At 64.0% G+C, this 15,059-nt stretch carries 13 protein-coding genes; 6 read left to right on the top strand and 7 right to left on the bottom strand.

What is annotated here, in order from left to right; translation table 11 throughout:
* Window positions 1-23: 23 nt before the first annotated feature.
* Window positions 24-3,272, top strand: coding sequence for a BTAD domain-containing putative transcriptional regulator (locus tag H7C86_RS14185; protein ID WP_182261703.1), 3,249 nt, complete (start codon window positions 24-26; stop codon window positions 3,270-3,272).
* Between the two features lie 21 nt (window positions 3,273-3,293).
* Here H7C86_RS14185 and H7C86_RS14180 read toward each other — a convergent pair whose 3' ends face one another.
* Together H7C86_RS14180 and H7C86_RS14175 are read right to left on the bottom strand one after the other, a co-directional pair.
* The gene (locus tag H7C86_RS14180) at window positions 3,294-4,121 is read right to left on the bottom strand and encodes an ABC transporter permease (protein WP_003941848.1); all 828 of its coding nucleotides are present in this window, start codon (window positions 4,119-4,121) and stop codon (window positions 3,294-3,296) included.
* On the bottom strand, window positions 4,118-5,125 hold the full coding sequence (locus H7C86_RS14175) for a daunorubicin resistance protein DrrA family ABC transporter ATP-binding protein (RefSeq protein ID WP_003941960.1): 1,008 nt from the start codon (window positions 5,123-5,125) through the stop codon (window positions 4,118-4,120). The genes H7C86_RS14180 and H7C86_RS14175 overlap by 4 nt, the downstream gene beginning before the upstream one ends.
* Window positions 5,126-5,279: 154 nt before the next feature.
* On the opposite strand from H7C86_RS14175, the gene H7C86_RS14170 reads away from it, so the two are divergent.
* Window positions 5,280-6,173 (top strand): hypothetical protein, encoded by an 894-nt coding sequence (locus H7C86_RS14170; protein WP_220463458.1) that lies wholly within the window; start codon window positions 5,280-5,282, stop codon window positions 6,171-6,173.
* A 54-nt stretch (window positions 6,174-6,227) separates the two neighbouring features.
* Here H7C86_RS14170 and menE read toward each other — a convergent pair whose 3' ends face one another.
* Genes menE through H7C86_RS14145 form a run of 5 tightly spaced genes read right to left on the bottom strand, consistent with a single transcriptional unit; the run spans window position 6,228 to window position 9,539 of the window.
* Window positions 6,228-7,367, bottom strand: coding sequence for an o-succinylbenzoate--CoA ligase (menE, locus tag H7C86_RS14165; RefSeq protein ID WP_182261701.1), 1,140 nt, complete (start codon window positions 7,365-7,367; stop codon window positions 6,228-6,230).
* Window positions 7,364-7,666 (bottom strand): DUF3349 domain-containing protein, encoded by a 303-nt coding sequence (locus H7C86_RS14160; protein WP_021334072.1) that lies wholly within the window; start codon window positions 7,664-7,666, stop codon window positions 7,364-7,366. Before H7C86_RS14160 ends, menE begins: the two co-directional genes overlap by 4 nt.
* 4 nt (window positions 7,667-7,670) lie before the next feature.
* Window positions 7,671-8,006, bottom strand: coding sequence for a DUF3349 domain-containing protein (locus H7C86_RS14155; protein ID WP_019744335.1), 336 nt, complete (start codon window positions 8,004-8,006; stop codon window positions 7,671-7,673).
* A gap of 54 nt (window positions 8,007-8,060) precedes the next feature.
* On the bottom strand, window positions 8,061-8,324 hold the full coding sequence (locus H7C86_RS14150) for a membrane protein (protein WP_019744334.1): 264 nt from the start codon (window positions 8,322-8,324) through the stop codon (window positions 8,061-8,063).
* A 15-nt stretch (window positions 8,325-8,339) separates the two neighbouring features.
* Complete coding sequence (locus H7C86_RS14145) at window positions 8,340-9,539, bottom strand: inorganic phosphate transporter (RefSeq protein WP_019744333.1); 1,200 nt, start codon at window positions 9,537-9,539, stop codon at window positions 8,340-8,342.
* Window positions 9,540-9,823: 284 nt separating this feature from the next.
* Between H7C86_RS14145 and H7C86_RS14140 the strand changes: the two genes are divergently transcribed.
* Genes H7C86_RS14140 through H7C86_RS14125 form a run of 4 tightly spaced genes read left to right on the top strand, consistent with a single transcriptional unit; the run spans window position 9,824 to window position 15,058 of the window.
* Complete coding sequence (locus H7C86_RS14140; RefSeq protein ID WP_021343451.1) at window positions 9,824-11,248, top strand: ABC transporter substrate-binding protein; 1,425 nt, start codon at window positions 9,824-9,826, stop codon at window positions 11,246-11,248.
* A 60-nt stretch (window positions 11,249-11,308) separates the two neighbouring features.
* Entirely contained in the window at window positions 11,309-13,567 is a 2,259-nt protein-coding gene (locus H7C86_RS14135) for an ABC transporter permease (RefSeq protein ID WP_030535486.1), read from the top strand.
* A complete protein-coding gene (locus H7C86_RS14130) occupies window positions 13,560-14,303 on the top strand; it encodes an ABC transporter ATP-binding protein (RefSeq protein WP_020968954.1) in 744 nt (247 codons plus the stop codon). The genes H7C86_RS14135 and H7C86_RS14130 overlap by 8 nt, the downstream gene beginning before the upstream one ends.
* Entirely contained in the window at window positions 14,300-15,058 is a 759-nt protein-coding gene (locus H7C86_RS14125; protein WP_259349122.1) for an ABC transporter ATP-binding protein, read from the top strand. Before H7C86_RS14130 ends, H7C86_RS14125 begins: the two co-directional genes overlap by 4 nt.
* Window position 15,059: the final 1 nt, after the last annotated feature.

Here is a 15,059-nt window from a genome sequence, read left to right as displayed (position 1 = left end):
GATCGAACGCGGTGGATCAGCACATGACTCGAGACGTGAGTGAGCGCGCCAGGTACGCGCAGTCGGGCGAAGACCCGGCAGACATTGCCTTGCTCGGACCCATTTCGACCAAAGTGGGCGATCGTCTGGTTCCGTTGCCGGGTCCGCGAGCTCGAACTCTGCTGGTTGCGCTGGCTCGCAATCCGGGTGAGCCACGTACCGCGCAGAGCCTGATCGACGACGTCTGGGGGCTGGAGCCGCCGCGCTCACCGATGAACGCCCTCCACACTCAGGTCTCGCGCCTGCGATCTGCACTTCCGGACGGGGCGCTCGAAGTCACGGCGGCCGGATACCGGCTCACTCTCGCTCGGGAGCGTGTCGACCTGGCCCGGGCAGCGGACGCCGTCCGTCGTCTGCGCGCCGGCGGCGCTGACGCGTCCGAGGCACTCGCCGTCACGACCGCGGCGCTGCGCCTGTGGCGCGGTACCCCCGGGAGCGACGTGGTCGGCGACGTCGCAGATCGTCTGGCGCTCGACGCGGGCCGCGTGTACGACGAACTGGAGTCCGCGCAGATCGACGCGTTGCTCACGTTGGGGGAGTACGCGGCCGCCATTCCGCTGGTGCGCGGACGCCATCTGTCGAGCCCGTTCGACGACACAGCGGCCGAAGCGTTGATGCGTGCGCTCGCCGGAGCCGGCCGAGTCAACGAGGCACTCGACGTGTTCGCGGAGTTCCGCAACCACCTCGCCAATCGCCTGGGCGCTGATCCGTCACCCGCACTGGTGACTCTGAACACGGAACTTCTCGGGGCACCTGCGGCAACACCGCGAGCTGCGCGGGCGATCGGTCTACGCGCCGCCCCCAACACCTTGCTCGGTCGCGACAGCGACATCGACCAGATCGAATCCTTGCTGGCTCGCTCACGTGTGGTCACCATTCTCGGACCCGGTGGCGCCGGAAAAACCCGTCTCGCACACGAATTGGGCCTACGCGGATCCGTGAACCAGCCTGGCGTCGCGGTGGTACTCGTGGAGTTGGCGTCGTTGCGCAGCAGCGAAGATGTCATCGCGGCCATCGGCGGCACCCTCGGAATCAGCGAATCCGATCTGGCGCCAGGCAAATTGACCGTCGGCCGGACGCATTCGGCGCGAGAGCGACTCAAAGAGGCGCTGTCCGCCGGCCCGATGTTGCTCATCCTCGACAATTGTGAGCACGTGATCGGCGCGTGCTCGGAGATCGTGGCCGAGATGATCGCGGCCGGTCGTCAGCTGACGGTACTGACCACCAGTCGTTCGCCGCTCATGATCAGTGCCGAGGTGGTGTACCCGTTGCCGCCGTTGGCGATCGACGACGGAACCGGCTCGGCAGTCGAACTCTTCTCGGCGAGAGCCCGTGCGGTGCGGCCGTCCGTTCATCTGGACGTCGACGCGGTCGTCAAGCTGTGTACGACGCTCGACGGACTCCCGTTGGCGATCGAACTCGCGGCTGCCCGGGTCCGGACGATGAGCGTCGACGAAATCGGTTCGAGACTGCGAGATCGGTTCGCATTGTTGCGCTCCGATGATCCGACGTCTCCAGATCGGCATCGAACTCTGCACGCGGTGATCGACTGGAGCTGGAATCTGTTGGGCAGCGGGGATCAGATTGCGCTGCGTCGGTTGTGCCGATTCCCGGCAGGTTTCACTCTTTCCTCGGCGCAGGCCGTTGCCGGGTGGGGACAGTTGAACGATGTGGCCGGCGCTGTCGAAGCGCTGGTCAATCAGTCACTTCTTTCCGTCAGCGACGGGCAGGGTGAGCTTCGGTACTACATGCTCGAGACGGTCCGCGAATACGGCGAGGAGCAGCTCGCCGCGTCCGGAGAGGGGCCGGAAGTGATCCGGCGCCTGGATGTCTGGGCAATCGCGATCGCAGAGGACGCCGTCGTGCGTGCACGCACGGATCAGTTGCGCCTGATTGCCGACCTCGACGCCGAGCACGACAACCTTCTGGCTGTTCTTCGCTGGGCTGTCGAGCGCGGCGACGCGGTGACCGTAGCCAACGTCTTTCCTGTCCTCGCGATTCTGTGGGCCGTACGAGGATCGAATTCGGAAGTCTCGAACTGGGCGTCGAAGATCGTCGGGGCGACCGCGGACAACGATCTACGCGATGTAAATGCAGAATTGGTGGGCGCGACGTTCATTCTGGTGGCGATGCATCTGTTTTTCGCGGAGACCGATCGAAACCATGCCCGCGCGCGGGTTCGTCTTCGAAAGCTGTTGCGTGATCGCGATGATCTCGGTCCGTTGTTCGCATTTCTGATCAAGCTGACCACGAGTGGGATCGCCAACCACAGACTTGCGCGTTTGGTTGCGGAAGGCGTTCGCAGTTCCGACCCCGAGACCCGAATGGCTGCGCTGTCCGCGCGTTCGAATATGCGCGAGAACATCGGGGATCTGCGGGGCGCATTGCTGGACGGGGAAGCGTTGTTCGACTACGCGACCAATGCCGGTGACGAGTGGGGCCTTGCGATGGCGGCCCAGCATGTCGGGTCGGTCCACAGCCAATCCGCGCGATATGGCGAGGCCATCGAGTTCTACGCGATTGCGGCGGCGTCGATGGAACGCCTCGGTGCACGTGACGAGGCGATGCAGCTCATCTGCTTTCAAGCCGGAGCAATGATCGCATCCGGTGACACCGCCGGCGGGCGAACACTTCTCGATCGGGCACGCCCGGCCTTGGCGCACTCGGGTGGGACCGGTGCCATCGAAACCGATCAACGGCGCGCGGCGCTCATAGCGAGCATCGCCGAGGCGGATCTCGCCGATGGCCGAATCGACGAAGGGTTGGCCAGGTATCGAGAAGCACTGGAGTTGTTGGGCTCTGCGATCGAGAACATCTTCGGTGATCCCTTCGTCGTTCTGCTCGGTGCTGCGGCCGTGTGTGCTCACGTCGTTCACGGCCGACATGAACTCGTGGCAAGTCGTGTTCTGCAGATGAAGGATTCGAGTGCTCTCAAGTTCGATCCCAACGGTTATGCGGACCTGCCGCTCGCGGGTTCCTTGGCGTCGGCGATCGGGTCGTTCGATCTTGTCACGGGCAACATCGATCGAGGGGTCGAACTGATGGCTCTGTCGTTGAAAATGCCAGGGAGACAGGACTTCGTCTCGCTCCACCATGCGCGCCTCTCCGACTTCGCGGTTGGTGTAGTCGGAGCCGACAGGTGGTCTGTGGAAACCGAGAAGGTGTCGGGCTACTCACGCAGAGCGGTCCGCGAAGCAGTGTTGGCTGCGCTTCGCGGACCGGTGCTGGATTAGAGCTGGACGATGTTGCGGGACTTATGTCTTGCGCATGTACATCCGGACGGTCAGGGGCGCCATGACGGCAACGATCACCGCGGCGCCGACCAACGACCACACGACGTGGATACCGAAGTGACCGTCGTTGGCCAGCTCGCGAACCGCGGTCACCAAGTGTGAGACCGGATTGACGTTCACGAACTTCTGAAGCCAACTCGGCATGGTGGCAGGATCGACGAACGCATTCGACAGGAACGTCAGCGGGAACAGCACGAGCATCGAAACACCCTGTACCGTGGACGCTTTGTTCATCAGCACGCCCATGAGAGCGAAGATCCAGCTGATGGAGAACGCGCACACCATGACCAGGATCGCGGCAGACAGAATGCCGACCACGCCGCCTGCGGGGCGGTATCCCATCGCGAAACCGACGATGAACGTGATGGTCGTTGCGATGCCGTAGCGCACGACGTCGGCGAGCAATGCGCCGGACAGCGGGGCGATACGAGCGATGGGAAGGGATTTGAAGCGGTCGAACACGCCCTTGTCCATGTCCTCACGAAGCTGAGTGCCCGTGACGATGGAACCGGTGATGACGGTCTGGACGAGGATGCCGGGGATGATCGTCGGCAGATATGCCGTCACGTCACCGGCGATCGCGCCGCCGAAGATGTACGTGAACATCAACGTGAAGATGATCGGCTGGATGACGACGTCGAACAGTTGCTCGGGGTTGTGCTTGATCTTGAGAATTCCGCGGTACGCCATCGTGAACGTGTTCGCGAAGCTCTGCTGCAGGCTGATTCGGCGGGGTGCGGCATCCGGCTGGGCTATCGGCGACCGGGGTTTTGTGAGGGTGGTTGTCATGCGACGCTCCGATCGGAGTCGTTGTCGGACTGGGCGTCGTTGCGTCCACCGTCTTCGGGCTGGTGCCCGGTAATGGTCAGGAACACTTCGTCCAGGCTGGGTTTCTGTACGTTGATCTCGTCGACGGCAATTCCTTGCTCACGCAGGCGGATCAACAGGTCTGCGGTGATCGACGGGTCGCTCAGTGGTGCGGTGATCCGCCCGACTTCGGGGGTGACACCCACCTCGACGCTCAGCGCAGCCGCGATGAGCGAGCGAGCTTCCTCGGTTCGGTCACGGTCGACCAACTTGAGCTGGAGGGAGGAGATCCCGACCGAAGCCTTGAGTTCGTCGGCGGTGCCGTTCGCGATCACGCGACCTCGGTCGATCACTGCGATGCGATCGGCCAACTGATCGGCCTCGTCGAGGTACTGCGTGGTGAGCAACACCGTCGAGCCCTCGGCGACGAGTCGCCGGATGGTCACCCACATCTGGGCGCGGGTGCGCGGATCGAGGCCGGTGGTGGGCTCGTCGAGGAACAGGAGCGGCGGGCGAGCGATCAGACTGGCCGCCAGATCCAGGCGCCGACGCATACCGCCGGAGAAGTTCTTCAGCGGCTTGGTTGCGGCCTCGACCAGGTCGAACTCCTCGAGGAGTTCGAGGGACTTGGTGCGCGCATCGCGGCGGCTCAGGCCGAGCAACCGGGAGAAGATCACGAGGTTCTCGGTCGCGGTCAGGTCCTCGTCGACGGAGGCGTACTGCCCGGTGACGCCGATCAGGGAGCGGACCGCGGTGGGTTCACGGCTGACGTCGTGACCGAAGATGCGCGCCTCACCGCCGTCGGGGCGAAGGAGGGTGGCGAGCATGCGGACAGTGGTGGTCTTGCCGGCGCCGTTCGGCCCGAGGACGCCGAACACCGAGCCGGTGGGGACGGTGAGGCTGACGCCGTCGACCGCGCGGTGCTCGCCGAACTTCTTGACGAGTCCGTCGGCCTCGATGGCAAGAGGCGAAGCTGTGTGGTTCATGGGATGAAGCTTGGCAGATCGATCTTGCATGGACCTTGCGTGGAACTTGCGGTTACTTGCACAGCGCGCGAGGTCGGTGCTCCACAACCGGCAAACAATCCCCAGACGGATCTTGCTTGTCGGTGTGCGGGCGCGGCGGCATCACGCTCGCTGCATGGAGATTCTCACGCGGGCACAGGCTCACCGCGACGGCACCAGCGACGCGCAGTTGCAGCGAGCGGTCAGGCGCGGCGAGCTGCACCGAATCGCAGCGGGGATCTACATGCGCGCCGATCACTTCCGCGAACTCGATGCGAGAGCACGCCACCGCTGCGCTGTCATGGTAGCCACCGAAAGCTGTGGACCAGGCGCAATCGTGAGCCACGCTTCGGCAGCGGTCATGCACGGATTGGATTGCGGCGGATTGCGATTGGGCACCGTGCACATGACGCGTAACCGGTGCTCGGGTGGGCGGAAGAGTCAAACCTTGCATCTTCATCCGGCAGTGGTCCCGGCCGAGGAGGTCGTGCTGATCGACGGCGTCGCAACCACGTCGCTTGCGCGAACGTTCGTCGACCTCGCACGGACGACGCCGTTCGAGACCGCCGTGGTGATCGGTGATTGCGCCCTGCGACGTGGGATGAGGCGTGAGAACGTCGACGCTTCGCTCGATCATGCGCGCGGACGGCTGGGAATGAGTCGCGCTCGAGTGGCGGCGACGTTCATCGAACCAGGTGCCGAGAGTCCGGGGGAGTCCATCAGCCGGGTACGCATGCGCGACGACGGTTGGCCGATGCCGACCCTGCAGCACGAGATCCGTCACGGTGGCCGGTTCATCGGGAGAGTCGATTTCTTCTGGAAAGAGCACGGTGTGGTGGGCGAGTTCGACGGGATGGTCAAGTATCGCGGCGACAATCCGGGGAGGGCGGTAGAGCGCGAGAAACTGCGGGAGGACGCGATCCGGGACGCGGGGTTCGAGGTGTTCCGGTGGGTATGGGCGGATCTTCGCGACTTCGAACGTGTCCGCGAAAGGTTCGAGCGGACTTGCCTCCGCGGAGCCGCGCGCTGATTGTGCAGCCGCGGCGCTGATCAGGCCTGCGGCTGAACAATCGGGCTGCGGCTGCTAGCTGAACCGAGCCACCAGGGCGGCGCGGTCGAGCTTGCCCGGCCCCCGGAGCGGCAGTGCGTCCACGACGAACAGCTCGCGCGGCGCCGCGGTCACGTCGAGTGTCCGCTGAGCATGTGTGCGTAGTTCGTCGAGCGTCGGAGCTTTGCCCTCGGGTACGACCACGGCCACCACCCGCTGCCCCAGCCGCTGGTCCTCGACGCCGATCACCGCGCACTCGCGAACGGCGGGGTGATCGGCCAGCGCGGCCTCGACCACCTGCGGTACGACGGTCAGCCCGCCGGTGGAGATTGCCTCGTCCAACCGGCCGCTGATGCGCAGGACTCCGTCGACCACAGCTCCGGCGTCGTCGGTCCGGAACCATCCGGGTTCGGCGAAAGCGGGGTGGTCGGGAAGCCCGCGGTACCCGGACGCGAGCATCGGCCCGCCCAGCAGCACTCGCCCGTCGTCGATACGAATCTGCGCTCCGGACAACGGGATTCCGTCGTAGACGCAACCGCCGGAGGTTTCACTCATCCCGTAGGTACGGACGACGGTGATGCCCGCTTCGGTTGCCTGCGCGAGTACCGGCGCGGGAGTCGCAGCGCCGCCGAGCAGAACCGCGTCGAGTGACGCCAGCGCCTCGACCGCGGCGCGATCACCGAGCGCCTTGACCAACTGCGTCGGCACCAAGGAGGTGTAGCGGCGCGGTCCGCTCATCGCGGCGACGGCGCCCGGAAGCGCTGCCGGGTCGAAACCCGCACTGACGTCGACGATCACCGGTTGTGTTCCGGCGAGGACACTGCGCAACAGAACTTGCATCCCGGCGATGTGGTGCGGAGGGAGAACGAGCAACCAGGATCCTGTGCCGCCGAGGCGTTCGTGGGTCGCGTCGCCGCTGGCACGCAGGGCATCAGCACCGAGCATCGCGCCCTTCGGCGTTCCCGTGGTTCCCGACGTGGCGACCACCAGCGAGATGCCGTCGTCGATGGGCTGATCGGGGTGCAGAGCGTCGCTCAGTCGGGCCGTCTCGCGTGCGTCGGCAGCCGGGACGGGGAGCACGGCGTCGTGCTCGCCGCCCAGGATCTGCGCGACGGCAGGCAATACCTCGAAAGCCGCCTCGCCCTGCGGAACCGCGAGTGTGCGAAGAACGTTCACCGGATGTCCGGCCCGGCAAGGGGCCAACCACCGTCAGCCAGATGGTTTCGCACGCGGTCGACGTCGGTTTCGAGAGGCATCTCGTTGGTGATCTTCGTGATGAGGACCTGGATGTCGGTCTTCTCGATGGGCAGATCGCCGTCCTCGATCAACGCGTCGGCGACGGCGTCGACCTCGGCTTCGGAAAGTCTGCGAGTGAGGAGTGCGAAGAGCGGGATGTAGTCCTGTTCGGGGACGCCATTGGGATAGCCGGCCCGCAACCAGCCGACTATCGACGTGAGGAAGGGCGGAAGAGCCATGACGTCAGCTCACATCTCGAACTTCGTTGTCGGCGTCCACGTCCTCGATAACCGGCCACCCACCTGCGCGCAGTCTTTCGGTGACACGATCGACGTCGTCCTCGGACGGCTCCTCGTTGAGGATCCCCTCGATGATGGCGCGAATCGTGTCGTAGTCGACGTGGCGGTCCGGTACCTCGTGCGCGGACTCGATGGACATCGAAACGACCTGCTCGATCTCCTCGTCGGTCAGACGTCGACGGAGAACCGCGAGCAGGGCGAAATGATCCTTGTCCGGGATGCCCTCGGGGTACCCGGCGCGTAGCCAGTCGAGCACGCTGCGCAATGAATACTTGCTCAAATCCTCGGCCTCATTTTCGTTTCGGTGGTTTCAGTGGTGTGCAGCGACGACCACTCAGAAGACGTGGATTCCGAACGTGCTGGCCAAGAAGTTCTTCATCAACAACAGAATTCCGGCGAAGATCGTGACGAGCACGATCGCAAAACAGAGGTACGCACCCATTTTACCCAGGGTGGTCGGTCCTTCGGTGCCGTCGGGATTCGGCAGGCTCAGCGACTTGAGGCCGAATGCGAAGATCGCCGGCAGTCCCGCTCCGAAGAGCAGTCCTACTGCCACTACCTGCCAGAGCGAATCGAGGGTATCGGTGAGTAGATGCATTCTCTTGCGCCCCTTTCAGGAGTTGCGGGTGGCTTCGGTGGACGGCGTGGGTTCGGCTGCCGGGATCTCGGCAATTGCCGCATCTGAATTCTCGTCCCATTCGGCGGTGACGTTCGCCGCGTCCACGGGTTCCTTACGCGAGCGTATGTACATGAAGATCGCGAAGGCGATGAGCGCGGCGAAGACGACGAGCACGCCGGCGAGTCCGCCGACCAGATGCGCAAGAGCCCAGCAGATAGCTCCGACGACGGCAGCCGACGGCAATGTGATCAGCCAGGCTGCGGCCATTCGGCCGGCGACACCCCAACGGACCTCGGCGCCCTTGCGACCGATACCCGTACCGAGGATCGAGCCGGTGGCGACGTGGGTGGTCGAGAGGGGGAGTCCGAGGTGGCTCGACGTGAGGATGATGGCGGCGGACGACGCTTCGGCTGCCAGACCCTGCGGCGCGGCAATCTCGACAAGACCCTTGCCCAGGGTGCGGATGATGCGCCAACCGCCGAGGTAGGTGCCGAGGGCGATCGCGACGGCACAGGTGAACTTCACCCAGAACGGCATCTCGGTCTCGGCGGTGATGGTGCCGTGAGCGACCAGGGCCAAAAAGATGACGCCCATCGTCTTCTGGGCGTCATTGGTGCCGTGTGCAAGTGAGATCAGGGAGGCGGTGCCGATCTGGCCGAAACGGAAACCGCGCTCGCGCTCGTCTTCCTTGACGGATGCGGTGATGCGGTACACGAGCTTGGTGCCGACGCCCGCGACCAGAGCAGCGACGACCGGCGCGAGGATTGCGGGGACGACGACCTTGGTCAGCACTCCGCCCCACTCGACTCCGCCCATACCGATGGAGGCGATCGCGGCGCCGATCAATCCGCCGAACAGCGCGTGCGAGGAGCTCGACGGCAATCCGAGCAGCCAGGTCGCCAGGTTCCAGATGATTCCGCCGACAAGACCGGCGAACACGATCAGCAGCAGATCCTGCCCACTGACGGCGCCCAGGTTGACGACACCTTTGGCTACCGTCGCGGCAACCTCGACGGACAGGAACGCACCGACCAGGTTCAGGATCGCGGAAAGTGTGACCGCAACTTTGGGCTTGAGTGCACCGGTCGCGATGGAGGTGGCCATTGCGTTACCCGTGTCGTGAAAACCATTCGTGAAATCGAACGCGAGGGCGGTGACAACTACCACCAGGAGGATTACGAGCTCTGCGGTCACAACGTGAATTGTGCGTATCGAACGCGTAAAAGTACAGCGAACGGGATGCGAACAGGGCCTCCGTGGAGTACGTCCCCGCGCGTGGGCTGCGGCGCTGCCGTTCGCGATGTGTTCAGCGCCACGAAATCCGAACCCTGTGTGGGACCTCACTTTTTGGTCTCACTCACCGGGAAGGCACATTCGGACCGTTTTAAACGCTGATTACCTACGGGCACCGAGCGCACCGGAACAGGGGTTTCACCTCTGTATCTCGGTGTCTGTCAGTGAGAAGGAGAGCTCCGACCGTGAAGCCCAACAAGTCCACGAAGCTGATCGTGGCACTCGCAGCGACCGCCGTTCTGGCATCAGCCTGCGCATCGAATCGTGGTGACGATCCCTACGCCGTCGCTGTCGGCGGATCAGGCGTCAGCGCCGATCTTGCGTCGAGCACATCCGACGCGAAGTTCGGCACCCTCGATTCGCCGTGTGGCGAAGGCGATGCCACCGGCGCAACCGATCAAGGCGTCAGCGACACCGAGATCAAGATCGGGTTCGGTGACGACCGCGGGTACGTGAAGTCTCCCGGGCTGAACAAGGAAATGAGCGATGCGGTGAACGCGCTCATCTCGTGGTGCAACGATCAAGGCGGTATCAACGGCCGCAAGGTTGTCGGTACCGACTACGACGCCGCGATGACGCAGGCCAACTCGGTCATGCAGGAAGCGTGCGCGAGTCAGTTCATGATGGTCGGCTACGGCTTCGCGATGGATCAGACCGCCGAGCAGACGCGTGTCGCGTGCAACCTGGTGTCAGTGCCAGGCTTCACCGTCTCGCCGGACGCCGCGAACGGACCCATGACGTTCCAGGGAGTTCCGTTCCCCGTCGACTACGCGAACGGTTCGCAGTGGTTCCAGATGGCCGAGATGCATCCCGACTTGGTGAACGACTTCGACGTCGTCAACAGCACGATGCCCACGATCATCAGCTCCACCACGAAGATTCGTTCGATCGCCGAGGCTGCGGGCTTCAAGCTCAAGGATTGCGGCGTCACACTCAACTACGAGGGCGAATCGAGCTACGTGCCGTTTGCCGAGAAGTACAAGGAGTGCGGTGCGAAGGGTATCTGGACGTCACGATCGGCAAGCCCGTCGGAGCTGAACTTCGTGAAGGCCCTCGACCAGGTCGGGATCGATCCCATCTTCTTCGGTGAAGCCACCTGGTACGGCGCGACCGTCTCCGATTGGAACAAGGACACCGGACTGCTCGACAACCTCAACGCGGGCATGACCTTCCAGATGCTCGAGAACGCGGACAAGGTGCCCGCAGTGAAGAAGTACGTGGATCTGGTTTCCGAGCAGGGTGGCAAGACTGCGCTTCTCGGTATGCAGGCGGCGTCGTCGTTCCTGCTGTGGGCGGCCGCCGCGGACGAGTGCGGCAGCGATCTGACGCGTCAGTGCATGGTCGACGAACTCTCGAACATTCACGAGTGGGACGGCGGCGGATTGCATGCCGCCACCGATCCCGGCAAGAACATGCCGGCCACCTGCGGACTCATGACCTCGCTGAAGGGCAGTACCTACTCGCAGGCGTTCCCGTCCACCGCGGGCGAATTCAAGTGCGACCCCAAGTACCTCGTCGCGACCGACAAGAGCACCTGGGGAACCGAGCTCGGCGCTGACCGCGTCTCGACGAAGTACCAGAACGCCAACGTCATCAAGCCGCAGTCCTGATTCTTCCGACTCGGGCGGCGAGCGCCAACCGCCGTCCGAGTCCCTAACGAGGGTTCAGCCATGAACACTTTTGTCACTTTCACGATCCTGGGCCTGGTCCTGGGATCGGTGTACGCGATCGCCGCCTCCGGGCTTGTACTCACGTACAACACGTCAGGCATCTTCAACTTCGCGCACGGTGCACAGGCAATGCTCGGTGCGTTCATCTACTGGCAGTTGCGCTACGGCTGGGAACTTCCCACTGTCGTTGCCTTGCTGATCTCGTTGGTCCTGGTCGGTCCGCTGATGGGTCTCGGCCTCTACGTCCTGATCATGAAGGGGCTACGCGATACCGCCGAGGTCACCAAAATCGTTGTGACGGTATCGATCCTGCTCGGAATGCTCTCGATTTCTCACTGGTTCTGGCATCCCGAGACCGCCCGAACGATGCAGATGTTCTTCGGTGACCAGTCCAAGATCACGGTGTTCGGCGCGAGCATCCGCTACCACGAGCTGATCTGCATCCTCGTTGCGATCGCTATCGCCGTCGGTCTGCGTATTCTTTTCACGCGCACCCGTGCCGGTGTTGCGATGCGCGGCGTCGTCGACGATCCGGAACTACTGCGCCTCAACGGCCACAATCCGGAGCGTCTCGCGGCACTGTCCTGGGCGATGGGTTCGACGCTCGCAGTCCTGGCCGGCATCCTGATCACCCCGATCAGTGGCGGCACACTCGAGGCGAACATGTTGACGCTCTTGGTGATCGACGCGTTTGCCGCGGCCATGTTCGGTCGGTTGCGCAGCATCCCACGCACGTTTGTCGGCGCCGTGGTTCTCGGGCTTGCCGGTACGTACGTATTGGCGTACTTCCCGACCAGTTGGAGTTGGACGTCGAATTTCCGTGTCTCCCTGCCGATGATCGCGCTGTTCGTCGTACTCATCGTCCTACCTCAGGACCGCCTGCGCGGCGCGGTCACTCGCACTCGCGAGCGGTACCACGTTCCGAGCGTACGCAAGGCCGTCGTCTGGGGCGTGGCACTGATCGTCATCGTGTACCTGATCCGTCTGCTGATGGTGACGTCGGCGGTCACGACACTGACCATCGGAATGACTTTCGCGATCATCGCACTCTCGCTCACGCTCCTCACCGGCTACGCGGGTGAATTGAACTTGGCGCCGGTATCTTTCGGCGCTATCGCGACCATCGTGGCCTTCCACTTCGGGATCTCAGGTTCCGGGTTGGCTGCGCACCTCAACCTGTGGGGCATCGTCGTCGGAGTCCTCGTCACCGCAGTGATCGGTGGCCTCGTCGCCCTGCCGGCGCTGCGGCTCAGAGGGCTGTATCTCGCGCTTGCGACCATGGCATTCGGAGTGTTCCTCTCCAACATGGTCCTTCGCGACACCACCGAACACGAGATGTTCGGCATGAAGTATTCGCTGTTCAAAGACGGCAACATCGCCCTCCCGCCGCTGAAGATCGGCCCGCTCGATCTGAGCAACGAAACGGTGTTCCTGATGACCGTGACCGCGCTGTTCTCGGTACTCGGCGTCGGCGTCATCGCGTTGCGTAACAGCGGCTACGGGCGCCGTCTCGCTGCGATGAAGGACAGCCCGGCCGGTTCGGCCATGCTCGGCCAGAGCCTGGTTCGGCTCAAGCTGAGCGTCTTCATGATCTCTTCGGGGATCGCCGGTCTCGGCGGCATTCTGATGTCGAGCGCGATGGGTTCGGTCTCGGGTGAGAGCTTTGCCATCATGGTCAGCCTCTCGCTGCTCATGCTGACCGTCGTCGCGGGCATCGGATACGTCACCGGCGCGCTGTTCGGTGGCCTCATGGCCGGAATCGGCTTTGCCGTCATCATGGTCTCGTTCACCAATCTGGCTTCGGCGCAACCGGAGTTGGAGGGAATGTGGCTGCTGCTGGGCAACATCGCGGCCGTCAGCCCGGCCCTGATCGGCATCGGTGTCGGCGCGAACCCCAGTGGCACCGTGCACAGCGTGATCGAGGGATACCGTCGACTCTCCGATGCCAGGCCGGTTCTGATCGGCGGCGCCGCAGTCGTTCTGCTGACCTACGTCCTTGCTCTGACCGGCGTACTCGGCAACTGGTGGTTCGCATCCATCACGATCGCGGTGGTGTTCATGCTGCCCGTGATCGGCGAGATGGTCATGCCCCGTGCGGTTCTCACTCCGGAAGAATTGGCAGCCAAGGCGACAGTCGTTCCCGAAGACGTCGGGATCGACGTCCCGTACAGCCCCGAGATCCGTGACGAGATCGACCGCGAACTGGGGATTCCTCAGTACCAGGGCGGCTCGCCGAAGGAGTTGACCGCCCATGTCTGATGCACCTCTTCTCGAAACACGCGGTGTGAGCGTTCGTTTCGGTGGGCACGTCGCGGTCAAGGACGTTTCGCTCACCGTGCAACCCGGAACCGTGACGGGACTGATCGGACCGAATGGTGCGGGCAAGACGACGCTCTTCAACACCATCACCGGGCTGCAGAAACCCACGTCCGGTCAGGTGTTCCTCGGCGGCGTCGACGTGACGAAGCTGCCGCCGCACAAGCGGGCAGGTCGCGGGCTTGCGCGTACCTTCCAGCGGCTCGAACTGTTCGTCTCGCTGTCGGTGCGTGACAACCTGCGTGTCGCGGGAGACATCCACAAGGCGAACGGCCGCAACAAGATCGACGTGGACAGCGAGACGGATCGTCTGCTGGAGCTGACCGGGCTGACGGATGTCGCGGACAAGGACGTCGCGGACATCCCCACCGGACGCGCCCGCGTAGTCGAAGTTGCACGGGCGCTCATGACCGACCCGCGAGTGCTGCTGCTCGACGAACCGGCCTCGGGCCAGACCGAGCAGGAAACCGAGGTCTTTGCCGAGATGCTCACCGAGCTGGCGGCGGGTGGACTCGGAATCTGTCTGGTGGAGCACGACATTCCGCTGGTGATGAAGGTGTGCTCGACCATTCACGTGCTCGACTACGGCGCAGTCCTCGCATCGGGCGATCCGGAGAAGATCCGGACGGATCCGGAAGTGATCGCGGCCTACATCGGGACCGAGGAGGAGGCGGTATGACTTCAGCGAAAATTGGCGAGGCGAAAATCGACGAGGGCATACGCGGCCCCGACCGCGCCGAACCGTTGCTCGAACTGTCCGGTGTCCGTGCCGGTTACGGATCCATCGAGGTTCTGCACGGGGTGGATCTGGTACTCGAACCGGGCGCAGTGGTGGCGCTGCTCGGACCCAACGGTGGTGGCAAGACGTCGACGCTCAAGATCTGCTCAGGCGTCCTGCCGGTCACCCGCGGCGAGTTCCGGCTCGCGGGCCAGGTCGTGAACGGCGTCGAGCCTTCGGAGTTGGCGAGGCTGGGCGTCTGCTCCATCCCCGAGGGACGCGGGATCTTCGCAAACCTGACCGTGCGCGAAAATCTGTGGATCGCCACGGGAACGGGCGTCGGGTTGGCCGAACTCGAAGAGGTTGCGTACAGCAGGTTCCCGATCCTGGGGGAGCGGCGCGGGCAGTTGGCCGGATCGATGTCCGGCGGCGAGCAGCAGATGCTGGCGCTGTCACGGGCGCTCGGCACTCACCCGACGGTGCTCCTGCTCGACGAGCTGTCGATGGGTCTCGCACCGCGAATCGTCTCGCAGATGTACGACGTCGTCGGCTCGCTTGCAGCCGAAGGCATTTCCATTCTCGTCGCCGAGCAGTTCGCACGAGCGGTACTGCCCATCGCGACCTCGGCCGCACTGATGTTGCAGGGACGCGTCGTGAAGACCGGCGATCCCCTCGACATCGAAAACGAACTTTCTACCAGTTATCTAGGAGGATGAC

It is taken from the genome of Rhodococcus sp. UFZ-B548, from assembly GCF_903819475.1.
Classification (GTDB): domain Bacteria; phylum Actinomycetota; class Actinomycetes; order Mycobacteriales; family Mycobacteriaceae; genus Rhodococcus_F; species Rhodococcus_F erythropolis.
This window is presented reverse-complemented; position numbering and strand designations above follow the sequence as displayed.

Excerpts from the sequence above, each read along its gene's own strand:
- H7C86_RS14185 (WP_182261703.1), top strand. The coding sequence starts at position 24 with ATGACTCGAGACGTGAGTGAGCGCGCCAGGTACGCGCAGTCGGGCGAA.
- H7C86_RS14180 (WP_003941848.1), bottom strand. The coding sequence starts at position 4,121 with ATGACAACCACCCTCACAAAACCCCGGTCGCCGATAGCCCAGCCGGAT.
- H7C86_RS14175 (WP_003941960.1), bottom strand. The coding sequence starts at position 5,125 with ATGAACCACACAGCTTCGCCTCTTGCCATCGAGGCCGACGGACTCGTC.
- H7C86_RS14170 (WP_220463458.1), top strand. The coding sequence starts at position 5,280 with ATGGAGATTCTCACGCGGGCACAGGCTCACCGCGACGGCACCAGCGAC.
- H7C86_RS14160 (WP_021334072.1), bottom strand. The coding sequence starts at position 7,666 with ATGGCTCTTCCGCCCTTCCTCACGTCGATAGTCGGCTGGTTGCGGGCC.
- H7C86_RS14150 (WP_019744334.1), bottom strand. The coding sequence starts at position 8,324 with ATGCATCTACTCACCGATACCCTCGATTCGCTCTGGCAGGTAGTGGCA.
- H7C86_RS14135 (WP_030535486.1), top strand. The coding sequence starts at position 11,309 with ATGAACACTTTTGTCACTTTCACGATCCTGGGCCTGGTCCTGGGATCG.
- H7C86_RS14130 (WP_020968954.1), top strand. The coding sequence starts at position 13,560 with ATGTCTGATGCACCTCTTCTCGAAACACGCGGTGTGAGCGTTCGTTTC.
- H7C86_RS14125 (WP_259349122.1), top strand. The coding sequence starts at position 14,300 with ATGACTTCAGCGAAAATTGGCGAGGCGAAAATCGACGAGGGCATACGC.